The 22,186-nt window shown below is 63.6% G+C and carries 15 protein-coding genes; 11 read left to right on the top strand and 4 right to left on the bottom strand.

All coding sequences use genetic code 11. The features are described 5' to 3' along the window. Positions 1–475: 475 nt before the first annotated feature. The 3 genes from H7007_RS05805 to H7007_RS05815 all read left to right on the top strand — a co-directional run bounded on the left by H7007_RS05805 (position 476) and on the right by H7007_RS05815 (position 4,040). Positions 476–1,126 (top strand): TetR/AcrR family transcriptional regulator, encoded by a 651-nt coding sequence (locus H7007_RS05805; protein WP_287153817.1) that lies wholly within the window; start codon positions 476–478, stop codon positions 1,124–1,126. A gap of 291 nt (positions 1,127–1,417) precedes the next feature. Next, the gene (locus tag H7007_RS05810) at positions 1,418–2,536 is read left to right on the top strand and encodes a saccharopine dehydrogenase family protein (protein ID WP_287153819.1); all 1,119 of its coding nucleotides are present in this window, start codon (positions 1,418–1,420) and stop codon (positions 2,534–2,536) included. 817 nt (positions 2,537–3,353) lie between these two features. After that, on the top strand, positions 3,354–4,040 hold the full coding sequence (locus tag H7007_RS05815) for an acetate--CoA ligase family protein (protein WP_287153821.1): 687 nt from the start codon (positions 3,354–3,356) through the stop codon (positions 4,038–4,040). 210 nt (positions 4,041–4,250) lie between these two features. Here the strand turns inward: H7007_RS05815 and H7007_RS05820 are convergent, their stop codons facing one another. The 3 genes from H7007_RS05820 to H7007_RS05830 all read right to left on the bottom strand — a co-directional run bounded on the left by H7007_RS05820 (position 4,251) and on the right by H7007_RS05830 (position 8,864). Beyond that, complete coding sequence (locus H7007_RS05820; protein ID WP_287153823.1) at positions 4,251–6,812, bottom strand: MEDS domain-containing protein; 2,562 nt, start codon at positions 6,810–6,812, stop codon at positions 4,251–4,253. A 280-nt stretch (positions 6,813–7,092) separates the two neighbouring features. Further along, the gene (locus tag H7007_RS05825; RefSeq protein ID WP_287153824.1) at positions 7,093–7,866 is read right to left on the bottom strand and encodes a CoA-transferase subunit beta; all 774 of its coding nucleotides are present in this window, start codon (positions 7,864–7,866) and stop codon (positions 7,093–7,095) included. Further along, complete coding sequence (locus tag H7007_RS05830; RefSeq protein WP_287153825.1) at positions 7,866–8,864, bottom strand: CoA transferase subunit A; 999 nt, start codon at positions 8,862–8,864, stop codon at positions 7,866–7,868. The genes H7007_RS05825 and H7007_RS05830 overlap by 1 nt, the downstream gene beginning before the upstream one ends. A gap of 305 nt (positions 8,865–9,169) precedes the next feature. On the opposite strand from H7007_RS05830, the gene H7007_RS05835 reads away from it, so the two are divergent. Further along, entirely contained in the window at positions 9,170–11,107 is a 1,938-nt protein-coding gene (locus H7007_RS05835; protein ID WP_287153826.1) for an acetate--CoA ligase, read from the top strand. Between the two features lie 821 nt (positions 11,108–11,928). Further along, a complete protein-coding gene (locus H7007_RS05840; protein ID WP_287153827.1) occupies positions 11,929–13,461 on the top strand; it encodes a phytoene desaturase family protein in 1,533 nt (510 codons plus the stop codon). Between the two features lie 484 nt (positions 13,462–13,945). Here H7007_RS05840 and H7007_RS05845 read toward each other — a convergent pair whose 3' ends face one another. Further along, positions 13,946–14,821 carry a beta-keto acid cleavage family enzyme gene (locus H7007_RS05845; RefSeq protein WP_287153829.1) on the bottom strand — a complete coding sequence of 292 codons (876 nt, stop codon included), beginning with the start codon at positions 14,819–14,821 and terminating at the stop codon, positions 13,946–13,948. A 568-nt stretch (positions 14,822–15,389) separates the two neighbouring features. Between H7007_RS05845 and H7007_RS05850 the strand changes: the two genes are divergently transcribed. The 6 genes from H7007_RS05850 to H7007_RS13685 form a co-directional block, all read left to right on the top strand. Next, entirely contained in the window at positions 15,390–16,301 is a 912-nt protein-coding gene (locus H7007_RS05850; protein ID WP_287153831.1) for a zinc-ribbon domain-containing protein, read from the top strand. Next, positions 16,298–16,807, top strand: a complete 510-nt coding sequence (gene cobO / locus H7007_RS05855) for a cob(I)yrinic acid a,c-diamide adenosyltransferase (protein ID WP_287153833.1) — start codon at positions 16,298–16,300, stop codon at positions 16,805–16,807. The genes H7007_RS05850 and cobO overlap by 4 nt, the downstream gene beginning before the upstream one ends. Before the next feature lie 145 nt (positions 16,808–16,952). Then, positions 16,953–18,590, top strand: a complete 1,638-nt coding sequence (locus H7007_RS05860) for an acyl-CoA mutase large subunit family protein (protein WP_287153835.1) — start codon at positions 16,953–16,955, stop codon at positions 18,588–18,590. A gap of 184 nt (positions 18,591–18,774) precedes the next feature. Beyond that, positions 18,775–19,164: a cobalamin B12-binding domain-containing protein gene (locus tag H7007_RS05865; RefSeq protein WP_287153837.1), complete on the top strand. Its 390-nt coding sequence runs from the start codon at positions 18,775–18,777 to the stop codon at positions 19,162–19,164. A gap of 441 nt (positions 19,165–19,605) precedes the next feature. Continuing rightward, entirely contained in the window at positions 19,606–20,004 is a 399-nt protein-coding gene (locus tag H7007_RS05870; protein ID WP_287153839.1) for a hypothetical protein, read from the top strand. Then, positions 20,001–22,186, top strand: a 2,186-nt coding sequence (locus tag H7007_RS13685; protein WP_287153841.1) for a beta-xylosidase family glycoside hydrolase, incomplete at its 3' end; no start/stop codon positions are given. The genes H7007_RS05870 and H7007_RS13685, both read left to right, overlap by 4 nt.

The following is a 22,186-nucleotide window of genomic DNA, read 5'->3' on the forward strand; positions in this document are numbered from 1 at the left end:
GAAAAACGCCTTGCCGTAGACACGGATGTTTGGCCAGCAAATCAAGCATCCTCTCCAGGAAACAACAGGAAAATCGGCGGAAGGGGCAACGTCTTTTGGTCATAAAGAGTTTGCGTAGGAGCCTGCACGCCTCGAATAGCCGCTGCAATTCATTTCCCCGGCCCTTAACCGTCGCCTCTTGGGAATATCCTCCCATGTTTGAGTGTCGGTCGCGGACCCTTAAGGTCCGGCACACGCCGCACTCGAGGCCGGGTGAGACTTCCTCGCCGCGTTCCTGATCATGGTTGTCCCTGGGGATCCCTTCTGCTTCAATGCGGGTGAATCCCATCCGGAGCCGGTTTGGAGAGCCAGAGGGATCGGGGAGTTAAAGGGGAGCGCTTAGCGGGTGGGCGAATTCGATTACCCTGCTTGATTTAGCCCACAATGTTTGCTTAAATATCGACCGGATGGTCGGTCGATATTGGATGGTGACCTCATGCCAAGAAGGGTCAACCCTTTAAAGGAAAAACGCGAGGGCCAGATCAAGGAAGCCGCCCTGAAGCTCTTCTCGCAGAAGGGTTTCCACAACACCACGGTGACCGAGATCTCCGAGGCGGCCGGCTTGGGTAAAGGGACCATCTACTGGTACTGGAAGTCCAAGGAAGAGCTGGCCTTCTCCCTGGTGGAGGACATGCTCTCCGCCTTTCTCCGCCTGCTCGAGGAGGCAGTGGGCTGGGAGGGGGCTTTCAGGGAGAAGTTCGACCGCCTCCTGGACGAGGTAACCGCCCTTTACCGGGTGGAGAAGGAGCACTGCCGGCTTCTGTGGAAGTTCCGCGCCGACCGCCATTACATCTTCGACCAGGAATACGTGAGCAAGGTGACCTCCTATTACCTGCGAATGCGCAAGGCCATAGCGGACCTGGTGGAACAGGGGATGGAGGAAGGGGCGTTACGACGCGAGGACCCGGGCAAGCTGGCCCTGGCCATGCTGGGCGCCGCCGAAGGCCTGGAGCTGGAGTGGCTGGAGAACGAGGAGCACTTCGACATCGGGGAGGGGTTGAAGCTGGTCTTCGGGGCCATGCTGGACGGTCTGGGCGCACGGCCGGGAAGCCAGGGCGAAGGGGCGGCAGGAAAGGGGGTAGGGTGAGGGTACGTCTCCTGGGAGAGTGGCCGGGGGGTCCTCGTTTCGGAGTTCCAATGACGCCGCGTGGATTAATGGGGCCGCTGAAGGGAGCATCCCTCGGGCGGTGGTTGGTAAATAATACCATAAGGCCGAGCGTGCCGCGTGCATGGCGCGCAAGATCGGCCTAGGGGGAATCGAAGGCAAGGGCGGGCTTTATTGTAGAGGACAGCTCGCCTGGGCCGGCGTGGACCCGGCGGGCGGGATCGCGGATGAGATCGGACGGCGGGACATAGGGGTCGTAAAGGGAAGGAGGAGATGAGGATGAAGGTGATCGCCATCGGTGGAGCGGGCGCCATGGGTAGGCGCGCGGTGATGGACCTGGCGGCCGCGGACTCGGTCACCGAGGTGACAATCGCTGACTACAACCTGGAGGCCGCCCAGCAGCTGGCCGCGGAGCTGGGTCCCAAGTGCAATGCGGTGAAGGCCGACGCCGACGACCACCCCGGTCTGGTGGAGCTCATCCGGGGGCACGACATCGTGTTGGGCACCGCGGGCCCGTTCTACAAATATGAGGCCAAGATGGCCAGGGCGGCCATAGAGGCCGGAGCCCATTACGTCAGCATCTGCGACGACTACGACGCCGCGGCGGAGGTGCTGGAGCTGGACGAGTCGGCCAGGAAGGCGGGCGTTACCGCCGTGACCGGGGTGGGCTGGACCCCGGGAATAACCAATGTCCTGGCCCGCAAGGCGGCGGACCAACTGGACGAGGTGGACGAGATCGCCACCTCCTGGGGATGCCACGCCTCGGACACGGTGGGCAAGGCGGTAACCCTGCACTACCTGCACGCGGTGACGGGGATGATCCCCAGCTACATCGACGGTCGCATCACCCTTATCCCAGCAGGTTCAGGGTTGGAGAAGATACGCTTCCCGGAGCCCGTGGGGGCCATAAACGTCTTCCACGCCGGTCACCCGGAGCCCATCACCATCCCACGTTATATCAACTGCCGTACGGTTACCCTGAAGGGCGGACTGGTGGACACCTACCTGGTCCACCTCTGCAACGCCCTGGTCAAGCTGCGTCTCACGGACACGGTGCGTAAGAAGGACATCGTGGGCGGCATCTTCAACAAACTGCTCCCCTACCTGGAGGATGTGGGGCGTCCTCCGGAACCCTGTTCCGCATGCCGGGTGGACGTAACCGGCCGCAAGAAGGGGCGCTGGACGCACATCGTCTACGGCGCCGCGGCCCACATGGATGCCCTAACCGGCCTTCCCGCCTCGGTGGCCGTGCAGCTCATCGGGGAGGGCAAGGTGGAGGCCAAGGGGGTCATGGGGCCCGAGGCCTGCCTGCCTCCGGACGAGTTCATAGCCCGCCTCAAGGAGAAGGGCATCCGCTTCTACAAGGACGACGCCATGACCGAACCCCTGTAAGGTTAGAGGAACATGAGGGAGGCGGGGCGCTCCGGAGACAGGGGCCATATCCCTCCGGCGGCGGGGGCGCGATGGGATAGCCGCGCCCCCGCCTTTTATCCCGGAATCCCGGTCCGAGAGGAGATCACCAGAAGCGGGGTGCTTCCAAGTGATGTTACGGACGACCACGCGCTGTCCATGACCATACGGCTCAAGGGAAGAGGCCTTGCGAGGACCGCCCGGGTCATGGATTCAGGAAAGCGGCTGCTGGAACTTCCACTTCCGCCGGCTGTTCGAGACCGCCGGAACCTCCGTTTACCCGTGCCGGTAGGCATCGCTGGTCAGAAGGGCGGTCGTTGAGGATCGAGGCAGCGGAACCTTTCCCGGATTCGCTCAGCGAAAGGGGGCGGGAGCTCTCCGTGCGTCAATTGGCAAAGCCTCCCTGGAAGACGCGATACTTCGACGCAGGCTTCGGTACCCTCTCCTCTCTTGACCCTCTCCTCTCTTGAAGGCGTCAGAAGTAAAACCTCCGCCGGGCAATTCCCCGTCCGGCGGGAATCGGTATGCGCCGGCGAGGCTCCGGACAGAGGCAGGTCATAAGGCCGTTCACGTGCCATTTCTTGCCCCGCCCTTGCGGACGTCTACGGGGGGTGGACGAGCATGAGGGAGGCTGCTCAACGGGGAACGGCGTTCGTGGGATACCGCGGCTCGGGGAACGCGGCTTGCCTCGCGCGACGAGAAGGACGTGATCGGTGCTCGTGTTGTCACCCCCGGGGATATGGGATAATATTTCTTAACGTAATGCAGGGAAAGGGACGTAGTCAGGACGGAGGAGATCATGGGCATCATAGAGGAGGCGCTGGCCCGGGGACAGAGAGCCCTGTCCGAATACCAGGCGAAGAGGTTCCTCGCCGAACACGGCATACCGGTGACCAGGGAGGAGCTGGTCCTGGGCGAGGAGAAGGCCCTGGAGGCTGCCGAGAGGATAGGTTATCCCGTGGTGCTCAAGGCCTGCGGCCCGGACATCACCCACAAGACGGAACGCAACCTGGTGCAGGTGGGGCTGGACGGGCCGGAGGAGGTCAGGAAGGCTTACAAGGAGATAGTGGAGAACCTCGGCGGTGACCCCTACGACGGGGTGCTGGTCCAGGAGATGATCAAGGGGGAGAGGGAGCTGGTGGTCGGCCTGGTCCGGGATCCCCAGTTCGGGCCCTGCGTCATGTTCGGATTGGGCGGCATCTTCACCGAGGTGCTGAGGGACACCTCCTTCCGGGTGGCGCCCATCGAGAAGTACGACGCCCTGCAGATGATGGAGGAGATAAAGGCCAAGGCCATACTGGGGCCCTTCCGGGGCAAGGAGCCCGCCGACCGCGACCTGCTGGCCCAGATACTGGTCGCCGTCGGGGACATCGGGATGAAATACGATGCGGTCAGGGAGATGGACATGAACCCGGTGATCCTGGACGGCCCGCGTCCGGTGGTGGTCGACGCCCTGGTGGTCCTGGGCGAGGACTCCGGCAAATAAAGGGGATTGCCCCGGACCCGAGCCTCACCTTAAAGGCACCCGGATAGGCGAGAGGTGGGTCAAGAGGTGGGTCTAAGATTCCGGGATTTCATTGAATCCAATCCGTATTTTTATTCCATAATTTACCAATAAGTTGATGCACCGCCGATTCCGGGCCGGCGGATCGGCGGCGCATCTCTTAAAAGGTTGATTCTCCGATGATTCGCCATCCTAGCGGGGTATGGTGAAGCGGAAGACGGAACCCCCGCCCTCCCGGGGTTCATGCCAAATCCTACCCCCGTGCCGCTCGATTATCTCCCGGGCTATGTACAGGCCCATCCCCATGCCGGGCTTGGAGTGATAGCGCGCCTTCTCCACCTGGTAGAAGCGGTCGAAGATGCGTTCCCGCTCCTCCTCGGGGATCCCGATGCCGCGGTCCGTCACGGAGACCATATATTCGAATTCTCGTTCCTCGACCTCCACATCCACCGGGCTGTCGGAGGGGGAGAACTTGACCGCGTTTTCCAGCAGGATATAAACGACCTCCAGGAAACGGTCGGGGTCCAGAAGGCAGGCTCCCGGATTCGCTTTGAGGTGAAGGGATACATCTTTCCCCGCTGTACGTATCTCGTTCACCGCGTGGCGGATGAGGGGGAGCAGCTCAGCGGGGCGCAGGTCGGGCTCCAGCTGGCCGCGTTCGATCCGGGAGACGTCCAGGAGGTTTTCCACCAGCCGGGTGAGGCGGTCCGCGCCTTGGTCGATGGCCGTGAGCAGGTCCAGCTTCTGGCGTTCGCTCAGCATCTCGTTACGCTCCTTGAGGCTGAGGGCGAAGCCCTTTATGAGGGTTATGGGATGGCGAAGCTCGTGGGAGGCCACGTCTATGAATTCCTTCAAACCCCGCTCCCTTGCCAGCCGCTCCTCCTCGACTGCCAGGGTGCGGCTCAGGATGATCAGGGTCTCCAGGTCTTCCTCGGAAAAGGGGCGTTCCCCGGAATAATAGACGCCCAGAGCACCCTTTGTCCTCTCTCCGAAGATCACAGGCTGCCCGAGGAAGAGCGAATATCCGTGGGCCTTCGCCAGGGGGTCCTCCTCCAGCGGGCTCTCCGCGCCTTCCCGGATGACGAGGGGACGGGGATGGCTCCCGCTCAGCAGAGGATGGCCGGCGAAGCGGTCCCCCTCCTGCAGGAAGAAAAAGCCCTCCTCGCCGGGCAGAGTGGTGAGCAGGGCGAGCTTTTCCTCCTCCAGGCGGGCGTAGACCGCGGCGTCCCCTTCCAGTATCTCTTTGCAGGCCCGGATGACCGTCTCCATGTTGGCCAGGAAATCCGCTCCCAGGGAGAGGAACATACGGTTCAGCCGGTGTACGCGTTCCTCGGCCAGCCTGTGTCGAGTGATGTCCCGGCAGTTGATGACCACTCCCCTTATGGAGGGCTCGTGGAGGAGGTTGGACCCCAGGCTCTCCACCACGCGCCAGGTGCCGTCGGAGCCCCTCCAGCGGTGGACGACGCGGTGCACGGTTCCCGGCTCCTCCATCCCCTTCATGAAGGCCTCCAGCACGGCGGGGAGCTCCTCCGGGTCCATGAACTCGAAGGGCGTCCTCCCCAGGAGCTCCTCCGGGCGCCAGCCCAGAACCCTCTCCACGGAGGGGCTGGCGTAGACGTGCCTCGCCTCGCCGTCCAGGACGGTGACGGCGTCGAAGGCGTTTTCCACCAGGGCCTGGAAATATTCCTCCCTCCTGCGCAGCTCCTCGACGGCCCGCTGGCGGTCGGTGACGTCCTCGAAGGCCAGGAGGATGAGGTCCTCTCCGCGCTCCCTCCGGATAAGGCGGCGGGCGTTGAGGAGCATGACGCGCTTCCCGAGGTGGGCGAATTCGTGTTCCACCGGGTAGCCCTCGAAGTGGGAGTTCAAGGGGATGATCTCCTCCAAGAGCCTCCTAAGGGCCGGGATATCCCACTGCCGTTCTCCGAGCTCGTAGACCGGCCGCCCCTCCGTCTCCTCCGGCATGGTACGGAAGGTGCGGTAGAAAGAGCGGTTGGCGGAGACCACCCGCAGGGCGGCGTCCAGCACGAGCATGGGTTCGCGCACCGTGTCCACGATAGCCTCGGCGAATTCCCGCGCCTCGTCGATCTGCAGGAGGGCCCGTTTCCTCTCCTTGAGGTTGTCCAGATGATGGGAGAGCACGGACCGGGAGTGCATGTTCCCGAGGTATTCGCCGGGCGGCCGGTAGAAGACGTTGTCGTAGACTTCCTTCTCCACCAGGACCTTGGGGTGGGTGTAGAGCAGCTCGAGCTGGAAGGAGGGGTCGAGGAGGCCGCTCCCGAACTGGCAGAGGAAGATGCAGCTCTTGGCCGACGGCAGGCGGTTTATCTCCGCCTCGAACCTTGCCATTTCCTTCCAGTCGCCCGAACGGTCGACGACCCAGGACATGTCGCCCAATACCCGCAGGGCCGGCCAGCCCTCGGCGGCGCACTGGGCTGCCTCTCCCTCCAGGAATTCCAGGGCGGCCCGGGCGTCGAAGGGTTTTCCGGGAGGGTGGGCCTCCCGGGAATCGAAGAAGGAGAGTTCCCCCCGTGCCAGGAGGGAGTCCACGTCGTGGCCTTCCCGGCGCAGCGCGACAAGGATCTTCCGCCAGGTGGTCGCCTTCCCTCTATAAAGAATCTTTTCCCCCCTATCAAGACCTAGGTGGAAATAGGTAACCGCTACCTCGTCCCGCTCCGCGGGATCGGTATAAAAATGGCAGAGGTGGTCCCCCGGTTCCAGGCACTTCAGTTCGGGAATGACGTCTTTCCTTTCCATGGGAGCTAAAATCAAAGATTTTATCTCCGATTTCCTGATGGGGTTCCAGTTAAGAGATGTTAAGCCGGAACGCCATCGCGACCCTTCCGGCTCAAATGGGCGGGAAGTCTATGTCGCGACTCAAAGTTAACATATCTCGGGTGGTTTAACAATGATATAGCCACGGGAGTCCCCTGTGGCATGGGGCGGAGCGCCCTCTCCACTGGCATCGCCGTTCCCGGATAGGGGAGGGCAGGGTAATGCCGCCGCACGGGAACGCGAATGGCGATGGTCGTCTTTCCTACCGCCCGATGATGTAGCGGTTGGGGTCCACCTCCTCGCGCAGCAGGCGAAGCTCCTCCTCGGTGGGCTCCGGCGTCTCCACGACCTCGGGGGCCTTGAGGAGCTCGAAACCCGTCTTGGCCTGCACGTCCTCGAAGGTGTACCCCTTGTGGATGGACTCCACCCGCATGCGTTTGGTCTCCGGGTCGTAGCCCATGACCGCCATGTCGGTGATCACCTTGTAGGGGCCGGTCCCGGCCGGCAGACCGGCGCGCTCGCGGGCGCCCGGACCGTCCAGGTAACCGGGAGTGGTGATGAAGTCCACCCTCTCCACGAAGCGGCGGGCATCCTGTGGGGTGATGACCATTATCCTCCAGGCCAGGGACCCGAAGTCGTTGGCCCCGCCCGAGCCGGGGAAGCGCACCTTGGGCTTGTCCCAGTCCCCGATGACCGTGGAGTTGAGGTTCCCGTACATGTCGATCTGGGCCCCGCCCAGGAAGCAGTAGTCCACCATGCCCCGCTGGATGGTCTCCATGACCTCGCACATCCCACTGGCCATCACCGCCTTGTAGAAGGTCCGCGAATCGCCCACGGAGATGGGCATGGTGGGAAGTAGAGGCGCCACCCCTCCGGCCTCGAAGATGATCACCAGATTGGGGGCGTGGGCCTTTTGGGCGAGCATGGCTGCGGCGCAGGGGGCGCCGGTGCCCACGGCCACCGCTTTTCCGTCCTCCAGGTTACGGGCGGCGGCGCAGATCATCATCTCCATGGTGTTGTAATCCGCCATCCCCATCACCCCCTCCCTCCCAGATCGATGAGGTGCTCAACGGCGCGAAGCTGGTTGATGCGCTCCAGCCCGCCGCAGAGTTCCAGGTATTGGTTGAAGTCGCGGGTCTTGTAGATGTACTTGTCCAGGAACTTACGGAACTCCTCGGGGTCCTTCTCCACAGTCAGCCACTGCCGCAGGTGGTCCTCATCGGAGAAGTACTCGTAAGGCATGTTGCCCGGGTAACTGCCGAAGGGGACCTCGCAAACCGCGTCCACCAGGTAGTAAGGGATGACCGTGGCCGTGGGATCGGAGCGTATCTCCTCGTTGGGGATGAGTCTCTCGGTTGTGATTATCAGCCGCTTGGAGGCTCGGGCCAGCTCCAGGTCAGCGATGGAGATGCCCTTGATGCGCGCGTTGCCGTAGATATCCGCTTCGTGGACGTGGATGGCTGAGACATCCGGCCAGAGTGCGGGGTAGAGCACGTACTGCTCCCCGGTGAAGGGGCACTTCACTATCTTGGCCGCGCTGCGCTTGAAGGTGTCCGTGCCCATGAGGTTGCGCGCCGGCAGGAATGAAACACCCATGGCCGCGGCCTTCAGTCGGCAGGCCATGGCGTAGTTGGTCCACTCGCAACATTCCACCTTTCCGCTCTCCATGTAGCGGCGGGCGTTGGGGGAGAGACCGCGTGCCTCCAGGCCGATTATGTAGGCGATGTCACAGCGGTTGAAGACCTCTCCGGCTGCCAGTATTTGGAAGTCATGGGTGGAGGTATGCCCGGCGAAAATGAGGTTCTTCTTGCGCTGTCGGACTATCTCATGGCAAACGGCGGTGGGGATACGGTTGGCGCCGAAACCGCCTATGGCCAGGTAATCCCCGTCGTGGACGAACTTGCCCACCGCCTCGCTGACGGTCATCACTTTGCTCACCATGGCCCGGTTCTTGGTGCGGAAGAACTCGCGGGCCTTATCGGCATCGGGATCCATGAACAGGGGTCCCTCGCCCTGGGCGACCACTTCGAACATCTCCCTTCCCTCCCTCGCACGAAACGGTCTGCGGATCGCCGATCGGAATCGATATGTAGGATAACATCAAGCCCCACCGTGTGCAATCTGTTAAGTTGTACTTGCTATTCCTGGGACCCTGATGTATCCTCGACTCGGAGACTTGACAGGGGCTGACGTTTCGTAGAGATATTATTACTACAACGAGCCAGGTACACGGCTTTCCTCAGAGATCCTCGACACAGCACCTCACGCAGCATCTTTTCAGCCACGCGGCCCGTGTTTCCGCCTAGCGTCCGGTTTTCCGCGAAGGAGGGGGGAGCGAGATGAGCGAGATCGTCTGGAGGCCGTACGGGGACTATATTGAAAAGGCCAACATCACCCGCTTCATGCGCAAGCACGGCATCTCCGACTACCAGGAGCTCCTGAGGAGGTCCTGCGAGGACCTGGAGTGGTTCTGGGACGCGATCATGGAGGATCTGGACATACGCTGGTATAAACCCTACGAGAAGGTCCTGGACGACTCCCGCGGCATCCAGTGGTGCCGTTGGTATATCGGCGGGAAGACCAACATCGTGCTCAACTGCCTGGACAAGCACATGGATACCCCGGTGAAGAACAAGCTGGCCTTCATATGGGAGGGGGACGACGGGGCCATACGCCGCTACACTTACGGGGACGTCTACCGCGAGACCTGCAGGATGGCCTGCGCCCTGCGCAACCTCAAGGTAGGCAAGGGGGACACGGTGGGTATCTACATGCCCATGAGCCCCCAGATCGTCTTCTCCCTCCTGGCCTGCCTGAAGATCGGGGCCATCCCCATCCCCATCTTCTCCGGCTTCGGCCCCGCGCCGGTGGCGGCGCGACTGCGGGATGCCGAGGCCAAGGTGCTCATCACCGCGGACGGCTCCTTCAGGAGGGGCAAGGTCTTTCCCATCAAGGAGAACGCCGACGAGGCCGTGGACCAGGTGCCCAGCATCAACCACGTGGTGGTCTACCGGCGGGCGGGCATCGACGTGCCCTGGCACGCCACCCGGGACATCTGGATGGACCAGCTTGTGTGGTGCCTGCCTGAGGACTGCCCCACGGAGGAGATGGACTCCGAGGACTACGCCATGATCATCTACACCTCCGGCACCACGGGGAGGCCCAAGGGCTCGGTGCACACCCACGGGGGCTGCCTGGCCCAGATGTGCAAGGAGGTGGGCTATTACTTTGACGTCAAGCCGGACGACGTCTTCTTCTGGCTCACGGACATCGGATGGATGATGGGCCCCTGGATGATCATCGGGGTCATGAACCTCGGGGGCACCTTCGTCATCTTCGAGGGAGTCCCCGACTACCCGGAGCCCGACCGGCTCTGGGACCTCGTGGAGAGGCACGCCATCACCATCTTCGGCATCTCCCCCACGGCCATCCGCATGCTCATGCGCTTCGGGGAGGGTTGGATCGAGAAGCACGACCTCTCCTCCCTGCGCATCCTGGGCTCCACCGGGGAGCCCTGGGACCCGGACTCCTGGATGTGGTACTTCGAGAAGGTGGGGAAGGGGAAGCTCCCCATCATCAACATCTCCGGGGGCACGGAGATCGTGGGCTGTTTCCTCTCCCCCCTGCCCATTACCGACCTCAAGCCCACTACCCTCAGGGGGCCCGGTCTCGGCATGTGCATCGACGTCTTCGACGAGGAAGGGAAGCCGGTGCGGGGGGAGAAGGGCCACCTTGTGGCGCTCAAGCCCGCCCCCTCCATGACCCGGGGCTTCTGGCGCGACCCGGACCGCTACATCGAGACCTACTGGTCGCGCTGGCCGGACGTCTGGTACCACGGGGATTGGGCCTCCGTGGACGAGGACGGCTTCTGGTATCTGCACGGCCGTTCCGACGACACCATAAAGGTCTCCGGTAGGCGCACCGGCCCGGCGGAGATCGAGGCCGCCCTCATGGAGCACGAGGCGGTGTCCGAGGCGGCGGCCATCGGCGTCCCCCACGAGATCAAGGGGGAGGCCGTGGTCTGCTTCGTCGTCCTGCGCCCGGAGTTCAAACCCTCGACGGAGCTCGCCGAGGCCATCAAGGACAAGGCCGCCGAGTACCTGGGCAAGGTGGGCCGCCCCGACGAGGTGCACTTCGTCTCCGCCCTCCCCAAGACGCGCTCGGCCAAGATCGTGCGCCGGCTCATAAAGGCCAAGTACCTGGGCGAAGAGCTGGGGGACATGTCCTCGGTGGAGAACCCCCAGGCCCTGGACGAGATAGAAGGGGTCAGGTCTTGAATCGTGATACCCCAGGGGGTATTTATGGTGTTCGCCGTCCGCGTGGGATCCCGGGGGTAGGGTTGATGACGACCCGCGCCGCGCCCTTGACGGGATTGCGGGAGCATGAGCGGAAGGCCCGTGAGACACGCCATGACCTGGATACGCCGGCCTGTGCACCCTCGGAAGATGACCCCGGCATGGGCTTCCAGGCACGGGTGTAAGCCTCTGTTTAGGTGGACGAGCCAGAGGAATCGGCCCCGTCCATAGGGCTTTCGCCGCCGCCGGTTTCAAGTCGCCAGCTCGTTCCCCCGCATGTGAAGGAGACCGCCGCCGCCTCGGGTCCATCTTCAGGCGCACATGTCGGCGGCCGGAGTGTGGAAGAGGGCCCGTAAGGTCGACGCATGGCCCACCATGCCTCACCGCCACGCGAGAGGGGCAATGAAGCGCCTTGGAAAGCGATGTCCGGAAATGTATTATCGGGGCATGGAATACCGGAACGCCGTTTTCCGGATGGGCTGCCGGAAATGGACGAAGGGCTCGCAGGCGGGAAAGCCATCGATTTCTTTCCCCTTCCACACCGGCGTATGCAGGGGTTCTTCTCGGTTTCGTAAGGACTGAGGCCTTCCTGCCGGGCCGCTCCGTCCTCGCTGGCGGAAGTCCGGCGCCGCGGCAGCCACAGGAGCCGGGCATGGGTGTTGCACATCGGTTCATTTTGGGTCCCTTTTAAGGGTTTTCGTATGCCCGGCGGACGCGAGCGCCAGACGGATGAGGCGAAGAAGAAGGTTCTGTGGAGCGGGAGTTTGGGGCGTGGAGAGCTTTATGGGGAGGGAGTGGAGGTCATGGAAGAATACGACGCGGTGGTCATAGGTGCGGGTGTGGGAGGGCTTTCCGCGGCTGTCCTCCTGGCCAAGGAGGGGATGAAGGTCCTGGTGGTGGAGAAGGAGGACCGGGTGGGCGGCCGGGCCCTGTCCCTCCGGGGCGAGGAGTTGAGGGAGAAGGGGTCCGCCTGGTACCGTCGACTCCTCACCGGGCAGTACTGCTGGCTGGCGGAGGCGCGCCCCGGGCTGGAGGAGATGGCGGGTTCCGGGACCCTGGATGGATACGTCCTGGACCTCGGCTACCACGGGGTGAGCGTGGCCGGGGAAGGGTATTTCGCCCACCTGCGCGACCTCATCGGGGGCTACGGCTCGCGACGGGTGGTGATAAAACCCTTTCTGACGGGATCCTGGATAGGCGGCGAGTTCTACCGCGAGCCCCCCCTGAGCAGGAGCACCGACGTGGACGAAAAGATCCAGGCCGAGCTGGACCGACTTGGAAAGAATTACCTGGATTTCTTCGGTAAGCTCCTGGCTTATACCCCGGAGGAACTCGAAGAGCTGGACCGCGTCTCCCTTCACGACCACCTGGTGAACATAGGCTTCGCCGAGAGCGGGGTCCTATACGACTATTTCCGGTGCATTGGCACGCTCATCACCACCATCAACGACCCTCACGACATTTCCATCGGGGACATCCTGCGTTACTCCTCTCAGGTACTCGCACCGACCATCCTCAAGGGCGGCGAGGTTTACGTCGGGGGTTTCACCGAGGGAGGGGTGATGGCCTGGCCGGAGGCGGTGGCCGGAAGGCTGCGCGACCTCGGGGGTGAGCTCCTCCTGGGGAGCGAGGTGCGCAGGATAGAGATGGAGGGGAACGCCGTCCGGGGGGTCGTCCTGGGTAAGGATGGAGAGGAGGCGTTCATCCGCTCTCCCCGGGTGATTTTCAACCCGCCGGTGCAGGAGCTCTTCCGCTTCGTGGAGGAGAAGGTCTTCCCCCGCGATTTCGCCCGCCGCGTGAAGTCCCTCTACGGCTACGGGAGCGTCAATCCTTACATCGGGCTCTCAGGGCTCCCAGTGCCCGAGGAGCATGCCCGCAGGCTGATGAAGACCCCTTGCGTTGTCCCGCGCTCCGAGGGTTTCAGCTGGGACGTGTACATGGCCTGGAACATCCAGTCCTTCATCGAGCCCACCTGTGCCCCCGCGGGGAAGCACCTTTTCACTGCCTATCTTCCCCTGACCGAGCAGGAGTCGCGGGACCGTGAGCTGGTGATGAAGGTCGTCAGGGCGGTCCCGGACTTCCTGGAGGGCATCTACCCCGGGTTCAGGGAATGTATCGACTGGGAGCTGTACACGGTGTGCACGCGCCTGGAGGGGGTGGCCAAGAGCGTTACCCAGGCGGGAAGCCTCAAGCCGGATGTGATGGTGCCCGGTGTGGCGGGGCTTTATCTTGCGGGGGATACGGCTCGCGGTTACGGTGTGGCCATGGACTGCGCCTGCTCCAGCGGCATACTCTGCGCCCAGGCCATAACCGGAAGGGACTACGGCCTACGGTGAAGAGACCTCTTTCGTTCCACAGCCGTGGCCGGCGCAGAAGTTGTGGAGCGGGGACCGGGGCACCATACCGGATCGCACTCCTTCTCGCCTCGTCGTGGAAGGAGATGTTTGGGCCAGAAACCGGTGCATCTCCGCTCGTTAGAAACGATTCCGTCCCACGCAAAAAGTTCCGCCGAAGGGTGGGGGCTTGTGGGCTACCGCTACGTGCCCCGCACCGGTTCGATGTAACGGCGTCAGTGGGTGGAGTTTCGTGAGCTCTTCACGGATGCCTCAAACGCTTCACCGCCCCAAGTCCGGGGCCTTCGAGGGCGAAGGCCTTAAGACCCCTCTGAAGCGCGTGTTTCGTCGAGAAAACCTCACGTCGCCGGAAGGCATTTAATCCTCTTCCGCGTTGCCGTCACGTGAGATGAAAAGGAGCGCGGCGGAGAGGTGACGAAAACGGGGCCCGCGCCCGCGGGCCCCGCAAAAGAATCCGCCTGAAATCTCAGATCTCCGGACCGCCCTTGAGGCCCAGTATCTGGCGCGCCTCGTCAGGTGTGGCCGGCTCGCGGTCGGCGAGCTCCACGATCTTCACCGCTTTCTCCACCTGCTCCCAAGAGCCCTGGGCCAGGACGCCCTTCCTTACGGTGATGTTGTCCTCCAGGCCGACGCGGATGTGGCCTCCCTCCACGGCGGCGATGAAGGCGCCTCTGAACTGGGCCGGGCCCACGCCGCAGGTGCTCCAGGTGGCGTCTTCGGGGATGAGGTCCATGAAGCGCTTGAAGTTGGCCAGATCCAGCCAGCAGCCTCCCAGGACGCCCCAGACGAACTGGTAGTGCAAAGGCTCCACGAAGATGCCCTGGTTGCGGACGAAGAGGGTGTTGTATATGCCGCCCAGGTCGTAGACCTCCAGTTCCGGCTTGGTCCCGCACTCCTTCATGGTCTTGGCGAAGTCGACCAGCATCTGGAAGGTGTTGGTAAATACCGTTTCACCCAATATCTGGTAATTCTTCCAGTCCCCCAGGGCGAAGTTCATGGAGTTGGTGTTCAGGGAGGCCATCTCCGGCTTGAGCTGCTTGACCACGTTGATGCGCTCCTCCGGCGTGGCCCCGATGCCGATGGCCGTGGAGAGGTTGATGATGATGGGGCACTTCTCGGTGATTCCCTTGACGATCTCCCGCAGGACGTCGATGCTGGAGGTGGGAAGCCCGGTCTCCGGGTCCCGGGCGTGGATGTGCACGATGGCCGCGCCGGAGTTGTAGCACTTGTAGGCCTCCTCCACGAATTCCTCCACGGTGTAGGGGACGGCCGGGTTCTGGGATTTCATGGTAGCGGCACCGGCCAGAGCCGCCGTGATGATGCATTTATCCGTGAGCGACATGGCAACACCTCCTGCTTTCCCTGCTGAGACACCGAATGACGCCGATTCTCCCCGCGGATCCGGGAATCAACACTAATACTAATATAAAAACCGGGTCAAGGCAATTTAGTAATCACCGCTTAATACTCGACTCGAGCCGTGAGACGCGGCATGGGCCGTAAAACTCGTGGCCTGGTAGTGGGTGATGGTATCTCCTCTTCTTTTGAATCCGTGCCCGAGGCTCAACGGGGCCGCGGCGGTCAAGTTCTAAGGCGGGGAGAACGGTGCCGCCTGCCTGAGGAACCTCTAATCCCTCCCTCGTTGGTAAATCTTCCGATGCATCTTAGGTCACCGGTTGGCATAGACCGCAGTTTGGCGTGTAAGGCGCTTTTCTTCGGCCCGGCCGTCATCCGGTTCAGGTTTGTCGCTGTCCCCGGAAAGCGGATTCCTCGCCTTTTCTGCGACTCTACGTCGCCAAAATAACGTGTGTAGGAGGCCTCGGTTTCTGATATTGTAGGGTTACGCGGGGCGAGGTGTGTGGAGCGAACTCGAAGAGGCAGGCGGATTTCAAGATTTTGAGGAGGGGCTTATGGAACAGTACAACCCCGGACAGGTGAAGAGATATATAAGGCAACTCAAGCAGCGCGAGGAGCAGTATGTGCGTTATCTTGGAGAGCTGGCCTACCAGGCGGGAGAGCAGGGCAAGCTCGAGGAGGGCCCGCTGCTGGACGCCTACCGCACCTTGCGAGACATCCGGGACCAGGAGGTCCGCTGGGAGGAATATCTCCGGAGGATACAGGCGGCGAGGAAGGCCCCGGCGGGGATTCTCTGCCCCCGCTGCGGAAACCCTCTAACGCCGGGGGTCGCGCAATGCGCCTACTGCGGGCAGCCGGTGAGCGTTGCCTATCCGGGAGCGGCGAGAGTCCCGCAGGCAGGTCCTCAAGCCGGTCCGCCGCCGTACGGCGTGCCTTACGGTGCGACCACAACGCCCGGTCCCGCCCCTGCCGCTTCCGGATTTCCCGGAGCTGCCCCCGTTCCCTCGGGGGCCCCACCGGTTGCCGGTTCGCCGGTCTCGGCGCCCGCCGCTCCCCCACCCGCGGCGGAGACCCCGGGAAGGATGGAAGTGCCTTATGCCCCGCCAGCCGCCGGCATCGGGGCTCAACCTGGCGGGCCCGGGCCCTCGAGGTGCGCACGATGCGGGAGCGAGCTGGAGCCGGACGCCCTTTTCTGCGGCCACTGCGGTACTAGGGTGGGGCCCCAGGCCGGGCAGGAGGTTAGCGCCGGGGTGGCGCCGTCCGGGAAGGGGGCTGATGTCGCCGCTCAGGTCGCGGCGGAAGGCGCGCCCCACGGTGCGGCAGGGGAAGAGGCCCGAGAGACAGGGGGAGGCGAGGCCGCGGTCCAAGCGCCGGAGGCGCCACCCAACTGCCCCGTATGCGGGAAGACGGTCGAGGAGCCGGAAGCCAGGTTCTGCCCGGACTGCGGAGCGAGGTTGCGCGAATGATACAGGTGTACACGGGTGACGGCAAGGGCAAGACCACCGCCGCCCTGGGACAGGCGCTGCGGGCCCTGGGCCACGGGCAGAAGGTGTTCATGATCCAGTTCATGAAGGGGCGAACCTACGGCGAGCTCATGGCTTGCGAGAGGTGCCTCCCTGACCTGACCATCGTCATGTCCGGGAGGGACGAGTTCGTGAAGAAGGGCGCCCCGGAGGAGGTGGACCTGCGCATGGCCCGGGAGGGCTTCGAGCTGGCCAAGAAGGTCGTCCGGGAGGGGAAACACCAGATGCTCATCCTGGACGAGATAAACGTGGCCATCGACTACGGGCTGCTCCCCCTGAACGAGGTGCTGGACTTCCTGCGTTCCTGCCCCCGGGAACTGGAGGTGGTGTGCACCGGTCGCTACGCGCCCCCGGAGTTGCTGGAGATCGCCGACTTGGTGAGCGAGGTCCGCGAGGTAAAGCATCACTACCGCCAGGGCGTGCCCATGCGCAAAGGCATCGAGTACTGAGCCCTGCGGCCTGTCCTGGGGTTCGCCCATCGGATGGCTCCATGTGTGAACCATGAGCCACCGGGCAATGACGCGTGTAAGCACTGAAGATAAGATATAGCTTGCCGCCTCCGTTCGAGGTCTGAGACGCGAGGAGTGACGGGGTATGGACAAGAGGGAATGGCGGGAAAAGCACTACGAGACAGCCCCTCTGAGGGAGGCAGAATTTTCCACCATATCCGGGGCGGAGCTGGAGCCGCTGTACACGCCGGAGGACGTGGAGGGCCTGGATTACGAGCGCGACCTCGGCTACCCCGGCTGTTATCCCTTCACCCGTGGGATCCACCCCACCATGTACCGGGGAAGGCTCTGGACCATGCGCCAGTTCTCCGGCTTCGGAACCGCCGAGGACACCAACCGGCGCTACAAGTTCCTCCTGGAGAGGGGGCAGACCGGCCTCTCCGTGGCCTTCGACATGCCCACCATCATGGGCCGGGACTCCGACGACCCCCTCGCGGAGGGGGAGGTGGGCCGCTGCGGGGTGGCCATCGACTCCCTCCGGGACATGGAGATCCTCTTCGAGGGCATACCCCTCAAGGACATCACCACCTCCATGACCATCAACGGACCGGCCGCGGTGCTCCTGGCCTTCTACCTCTGCGTGGGGGAGAAGCAGGGGGCCTCCTTCCGGGAGCTTGGGGGGACCATACAGAACGACATCCTGAAGGAGTACATAGCCCAGAAGTCCTGGATCTTTCCGCCCCGCCCCTCCATGCGCATCATCACCGACATCCTGGCCTTCTGCTCCGCGGAGGTCCCCCGCTGGAACACCATCAGCATCAGCGGGTACCACATAAGGGAGGCCGGATCCACCGCCGTGCAGGAGCTGGCCTTCACCCTGGCCGACGGTTTCGCCTACGTGGAGGCAGGCATCGCCGCGGGGCTGGACGTGGACTCCTTCGCCCCCCGCCTCTCCTTCTTCTTCAACTCCCACCTGGACTTCTTCGAGGAGATCGCCAAGTTCCGCGCCGCCCGGCGCATCTGGGCCCGGCACATGCGGGAGAGGTACGGGGCCAAGGACCCCCGCTCCTGGACGCTGCGCTTCCACACCCAGACGGCGGGGTGCTCCCTCACCGCGCAGCAGCCGGAGAACAACATCGTGCGCACCGCCTTCGAGGCCCTGGCCGCCGTCCTGGGAGGGACGCAGAGCCTGCACACCAACTCCCTGGACGAGACCTGGGCCCTGCCCACGGAGAAGGCGGTGCAGATCGCCCTGCGCACCCAGCAGATCATCGCCCACGAGACGGGGGTGACCAACGTCATCGACCCCCTCGGCGGTTCCTACTTCATCGAGGCCCTCACCGAGCGCATGGAGAGGGAGGCCGAGGAGTACTTCCGGCGCATAGAGGAGCAGGGCGGGGTGCTGGCCTGCATCGACAACGGCTTCTTCCAGCGGGAGATCGCCGACGCCGCCTACCGCTACCAGATGGAGGTGGAGCGCGGGGAGAGGATAGTGGTGGGCGTGAACCGCTTCCAGGACCCCGAGGAGGACCTGGGCATCGAGATACTAAAGATCGACCCCGAAGTGGAGCGGAAGCAGAAGGAGAGGCTTTCCCGCCTGCGCGCGGAGCGCTCCGCCGCGGAGGTGGATAGGACCCTCGCGGCGCTTAAGGAGGGAGCTAGGGGGGACGCCAACCTCATGCCCCTGATCATCGAATGCGCCCGCGCCTACTGCACGGAGGGGGAGATAATAAAGGCCCTCAAGGAGGTCTTCGGGGAGTACCGGGAAAAGCCCATATTCTAAGGGTCTGACCCCCGTGAAGGGGGAAGCTTTCCGGGCATTACGTCCCGATAAGGGGGTCTGACCCTTGGTTACCAGGTGGTGGACACGTTACGTGATGGCGCCAATGGGTTCTCAAAGGTAAAGCTGTGAGAAGGTCAGATTAACCGGAGAAGGATCAAGATCTGTCGAAGGGGTGGATACGGAGATGAAGAAGCCGCGCATACTCATAGCCAAGCCGGGGCTGGACGGACACGACCGGGGGGCCAAGGTGGTGGCCCGGGGCCTGGCCGACGCCGGATTCGAGGTCATCTACACCGGGCTCCACCAGACCCCGGAGCAGATTGCCGAGGCCGCCGTACAGGAAGACGTGGACGCCGTGGGCCTCTCCATACTCTCCGGGGCCCATATGACCCTCTTTCCCCGGGTGATGGAACTCCTCCGGGAGAAGGGAGCCGAGAACGTCATGGTCTTCGGGGGCGGCATCATTCCCACGGACGACGCGGAGGAGCTCAAGCGCATGGGGGTGGCGGAGATATTCGGCCCCGGCACCCCCATCGCGGAGATCGTATCCTTCTTGGAGGAGAGGTTCCGCTGACGGCCTCTCGACGCATCCTCGAAGCCGGCGCCCTTGTGCGCCGGGCCGGCTGGGTGCCGGCATGCGGGACGGAGATAGCCTGCGAGCCGCGGCTCGGCTCCCGGCCATTCTTAAAGCTCGGGATGCGGTGGACTGAACTATAGTGATAGTGAAGGAAATCGCGAAACGGGACTCAAGGAGGAGGAACTCCTTCCGGAAGTCAGAGGTCAGCGGAAAAATCCTCATCCATACACGGGATCCGTGCATGGATAAACCCCGAAGGAGGAAAGAGGAGAGGTTCCGCACGTGCCGGATCCCGGACGCTCATATCCCCCTCAGGGGCAAGGATCGTCGTCTACCTGCTGGCGTTGGCGCTCTTAACCGGCTGGGGCCTTTTTTGTTCCCGGCGCCCCGCCTATCGCCTACGCCGAGGTCAGCTCCCTTCCGGACCCGGATTTCTGGGTGACCAATGGGACCGTCACCAGCGTCCTCCCGGCGGGTGACGTGGTCTACATAGGGGGGCTGGTTCACTTACGTGGGCCCCCCAACGGCCACGGGGTGCCCCTGGACGCGGCGACCGGAGCACCGAAGGGCGCCTTTCCCAGCGTGAACGGCGACGTCTATTGCGTGGAGCCGGATGGAGAGGGGGGCTGGTTCATAGGGGGCCGTTTCAGCCGGGTGGGGGAGGAGCAGCGCAGCAGCATCGCCCATATAGACTCAGGCGGGAACGTCTCCGCCTTCGACCCCGGCGTCTCCGAGGGGGACTACGTGAACCGCTTCTATTTTCCGGCGACACGCTCTACGTTGGCGGTGGGTTCAGCGCTTTTGGGGGGCAGCCCAGGAGCAACATCGCCGCCGTGAACGCCGACCCCTTCTCCCCGGATTACGGGGAACCCACCTCCTGGAACCCGGGTACCGACCGCGAGGTGTACGACCTCGCCCTGTCGGGAGAGATCCTTTATGCCTGCGGGGCCTTCGAGACCATCGGGGGAGGGAAGGAGCGCTCATATATCGCCGCCCTGGATGCGGCCACCGGTCAACCCACCGGATTCAGCCCCTATTTCAACCGCCCGGTCGCGGCCATCGAGATCTCCGGGGACATCCTCTATGTGGGCGGCTGGTTCACCAACGTGCAGGGGTACACATACAACCGGTTGGCGGCCTTAAACGCCGACCCATCCTCCCCCGATTACGGGGAGCCCACCTCCTGGAACCCGAATGCAGAGGGGACGGTCGAGGAGCTGCTCGTGGACAGGACCACGCTATACGCAGCGGGTGGCTTCGAGGCCATCGGAGGCCAGCCCCGCTATCATCTGGCCGGCGTAAGCACAGAGACCGGAGCCGCCACGGGCTTCGATGCGGCCCTGGAGACGAACGGCTGGGTCAACGCCATGGCCCTCTCCGGCGACAAGCTCTATGTCGGGGGGTCGTTCGATTACCTGGGGGGCCAGCGGCGCATGAACCTGGCCGCTGTGGACAAGGCCACCGGTGCGGTAGCAACCTGGACCTGCCACGCCGGAAATAACGTGTACGCGCTCGCCGTTTATGGGGGCGAGCTGTACGCGGGTGGGGAATTCGCCTCGCTGGGAGGGGAGCCCCGCGAACACATCGCCTGCTTGGTCGCCGACCCCGACTCGCCCGATTACGGGAAGGCCACCTCCTGGGACCCCGGCGCCGACGGACCAATGGGGGCGTTTGCCCTCTCCGGCACCACCATCTACGCCGGTGGGTCATTCACCGACATCGGCGGCGCGGAGCGCCACTACCTGGCCGCCGTGGATATAACCACGGGCAGCGCCACCTCCTGGGACCCGTTGGTAAATAGTTATGTCCATTCCCTGGCCTGTACAGGTTCCACCCTCTACGTGGGCGGGCGTTTCGATCGCGTGAACGGGGAGGCTCGCTCCGGGCTCGCCAGGTTCGACACACCCGTGCCCCCCACGGTGACCTACGTTGACCCATCGCTCGGGATCAACGAGGCCGGAGCAACCATCACCGTCCTCGGAACCGGGTTCAAGGAGGGTGCCGCTGTCAGGCTGCGCAAGGCGGGAGAGGACGACATCGAGGCCACCAACATAACCGTCTTGGACGCCACGACTATCACCTGCGACCTCGACCTGAACGGGGTTCCCGTCGGGAGCTGGGACGTGGTGGTGATCAATCCGGACGGGCAGGAAGGCGTGCTTGGGGGAGGATTTACCGTCTACCAGAAGCCTTTGAGCGACGAGTTCGGCGACAGTGCGCTCAATCCAAGGTGGGTATGGCTGGACCCCCTGAGCGATTGCGGCTACGACCTCGCCGGAAACCCAGGATATCTGCGAATCTCCGTTGCCGGGAACGATCACGACCTGCACCCCGCGAACAACCTCAACGCTCCACGTGTGCTCCAGCCCATATACGAGGACTTCAGTGCGGAGACCAGAGTTCTGGTCGATCCCCAGCACGACGCCTGCGAAGCGGGAATCCTGGCCTGGAAGGACCAGGAAAATTTCCTGTGCCTGGAGAGGGGCATCGGGTACAACGACCAGGTCATATCATTCTGGGGCGTTGTCGGTGGCGTGGAGACGCCGTACGCCTCCGTCGGCTCGACGAGCACGGAGGCCTATGTGAGGCTTTCGAGAGTCGGTGATGACTTCTCCGCCTATTACAGCCTCGACGGCGTCAACTGGAGCCAGTTGGCAACATGCTCCATGGCGGTTGACGAGCCCGTTCAGGTGGGCCTTCATGCGGTAAACCAGCATAACGACTATCCCTTCCAGGCGGACTTCGATTATTTCCGCTGCGGCCGCTATTTCGTCCGGGCCATGGTGGTCGGGGGTCAGGGGACGGTGGAAGCAGAAACGCAGGTGGTCGAAAGAGGCGGGGACGCGGATGTGTTTATAACCCCGGATGCGGGCCGGCACATCGCCGGGATAACCGACAACGGAAACCCGGTGACGGTTGCCGATCCCTCGCGCATGAATTACACCCTTGAGAATGTCACCGAGAACCATCTGGTGGAGGTGACCTTCGAGCTCAACACCCTACGCCGTCACCTGCTCCG

The organism is Candidatus Solincola tengchongensis (assembly GCF_015711935.1).
Classification (GTDB): Bacteria; Actinomycetota; Geothermincolia; order Geothermincolales; family RBG-13-55-18; genus Solincola_A; species Solincola_A tengchongensis.

Bases quoted from the DNA above. Each gene is read 5' to 3' on its own strand.
- cobO (WP_287153833.1), top strand. From the start codon at position 16,298: ATGATACAGGTGTACACGGGTGACGGCAAGGGCAAGACCACCGCCGCC.
- H7007_RS05830 (WP_287153825.1), bottom strand. From the start codon at position 8,864: ATGTTCGAAGTGGTCGCCCAGGGCGAGGGACCCCTGTTCATGGATCCC.
- H7007_RS05825 (WP_287153824.1), bottom strand. From the start codon at position 7,866: ATGGGGATGGCGGATTACAACACCATGGAGATGATGATCTGCGCCGCC.
- H7007_RS05865 (WP_287153837.1), top strand. From the start codon at position 18,775: ATGAAGAAGCCGCGCATACTCATAGCCAAGCCGGGGCTGGACGGACAC.
- H7007_RS05815 (WP_287153821.1), top strand. From the start codon at position 3,354: ATGGGCATCATAGAGGAGGCGCTGGCCCGGGGACAGAGAGCCCTGTCC.
- H7007_RS05840 (WP_287153827.1), top strand. From the start codon at position 11,929: ATGGAAGAATACGACGCGGTGGTCATAGGTGCGGGTGTGGGAGGGCTT.
- H7007_RS05810 (WP_287153819.1), top strand. From the start codon at position 1,418: ATGAGGATGAAGGTGATCGCCATCGGTGGAGCGGGCGCCATGGGTAGG.
- H7007_RS05850 (WP_287153831.1), top strand. From the start codon at position 15,390: ATGGAACAGTACAACCCCGGACAGGTGAAGAGATATATAAGGCAACTC.
- H7007_RS05835 (WP_287153826.1), top strand. From the start codon at position 9,170: ATGAGCGAGATCGTCTGGAGGCCGTACGGGGACTATATTGAAAAGGCC.
- H7007_RS05820 (WP_287153823.1), bottom strand. From the start codon at position 6,812: ATGGAAAGGAAAGACGTCATTCCCGAACTGAAGTGCCTGGAACCGGGG.
- H7007_RS05805 (WP_287153817.1), top strand. From the start codon at position 476: ATGCCAAGAAGGGTCAACCCTTTAAAGGAAAAACGCGAGGGCCAGATC.
- H7007_RS05860 (WP_287153835.1), top strand. From the start codon at position 16,953: ATGGACAAGAGGGAATGGCGGGAAAAGCACTACGAGACAGCCCCTCTG.
- H7007_RS05845 (WP_287153829.1), bottom strand. From the start codon at position 14,821: ATGTCGCTCACGGATAAATGCATCATCACGGCGGCTCTGGCCGGTGCC.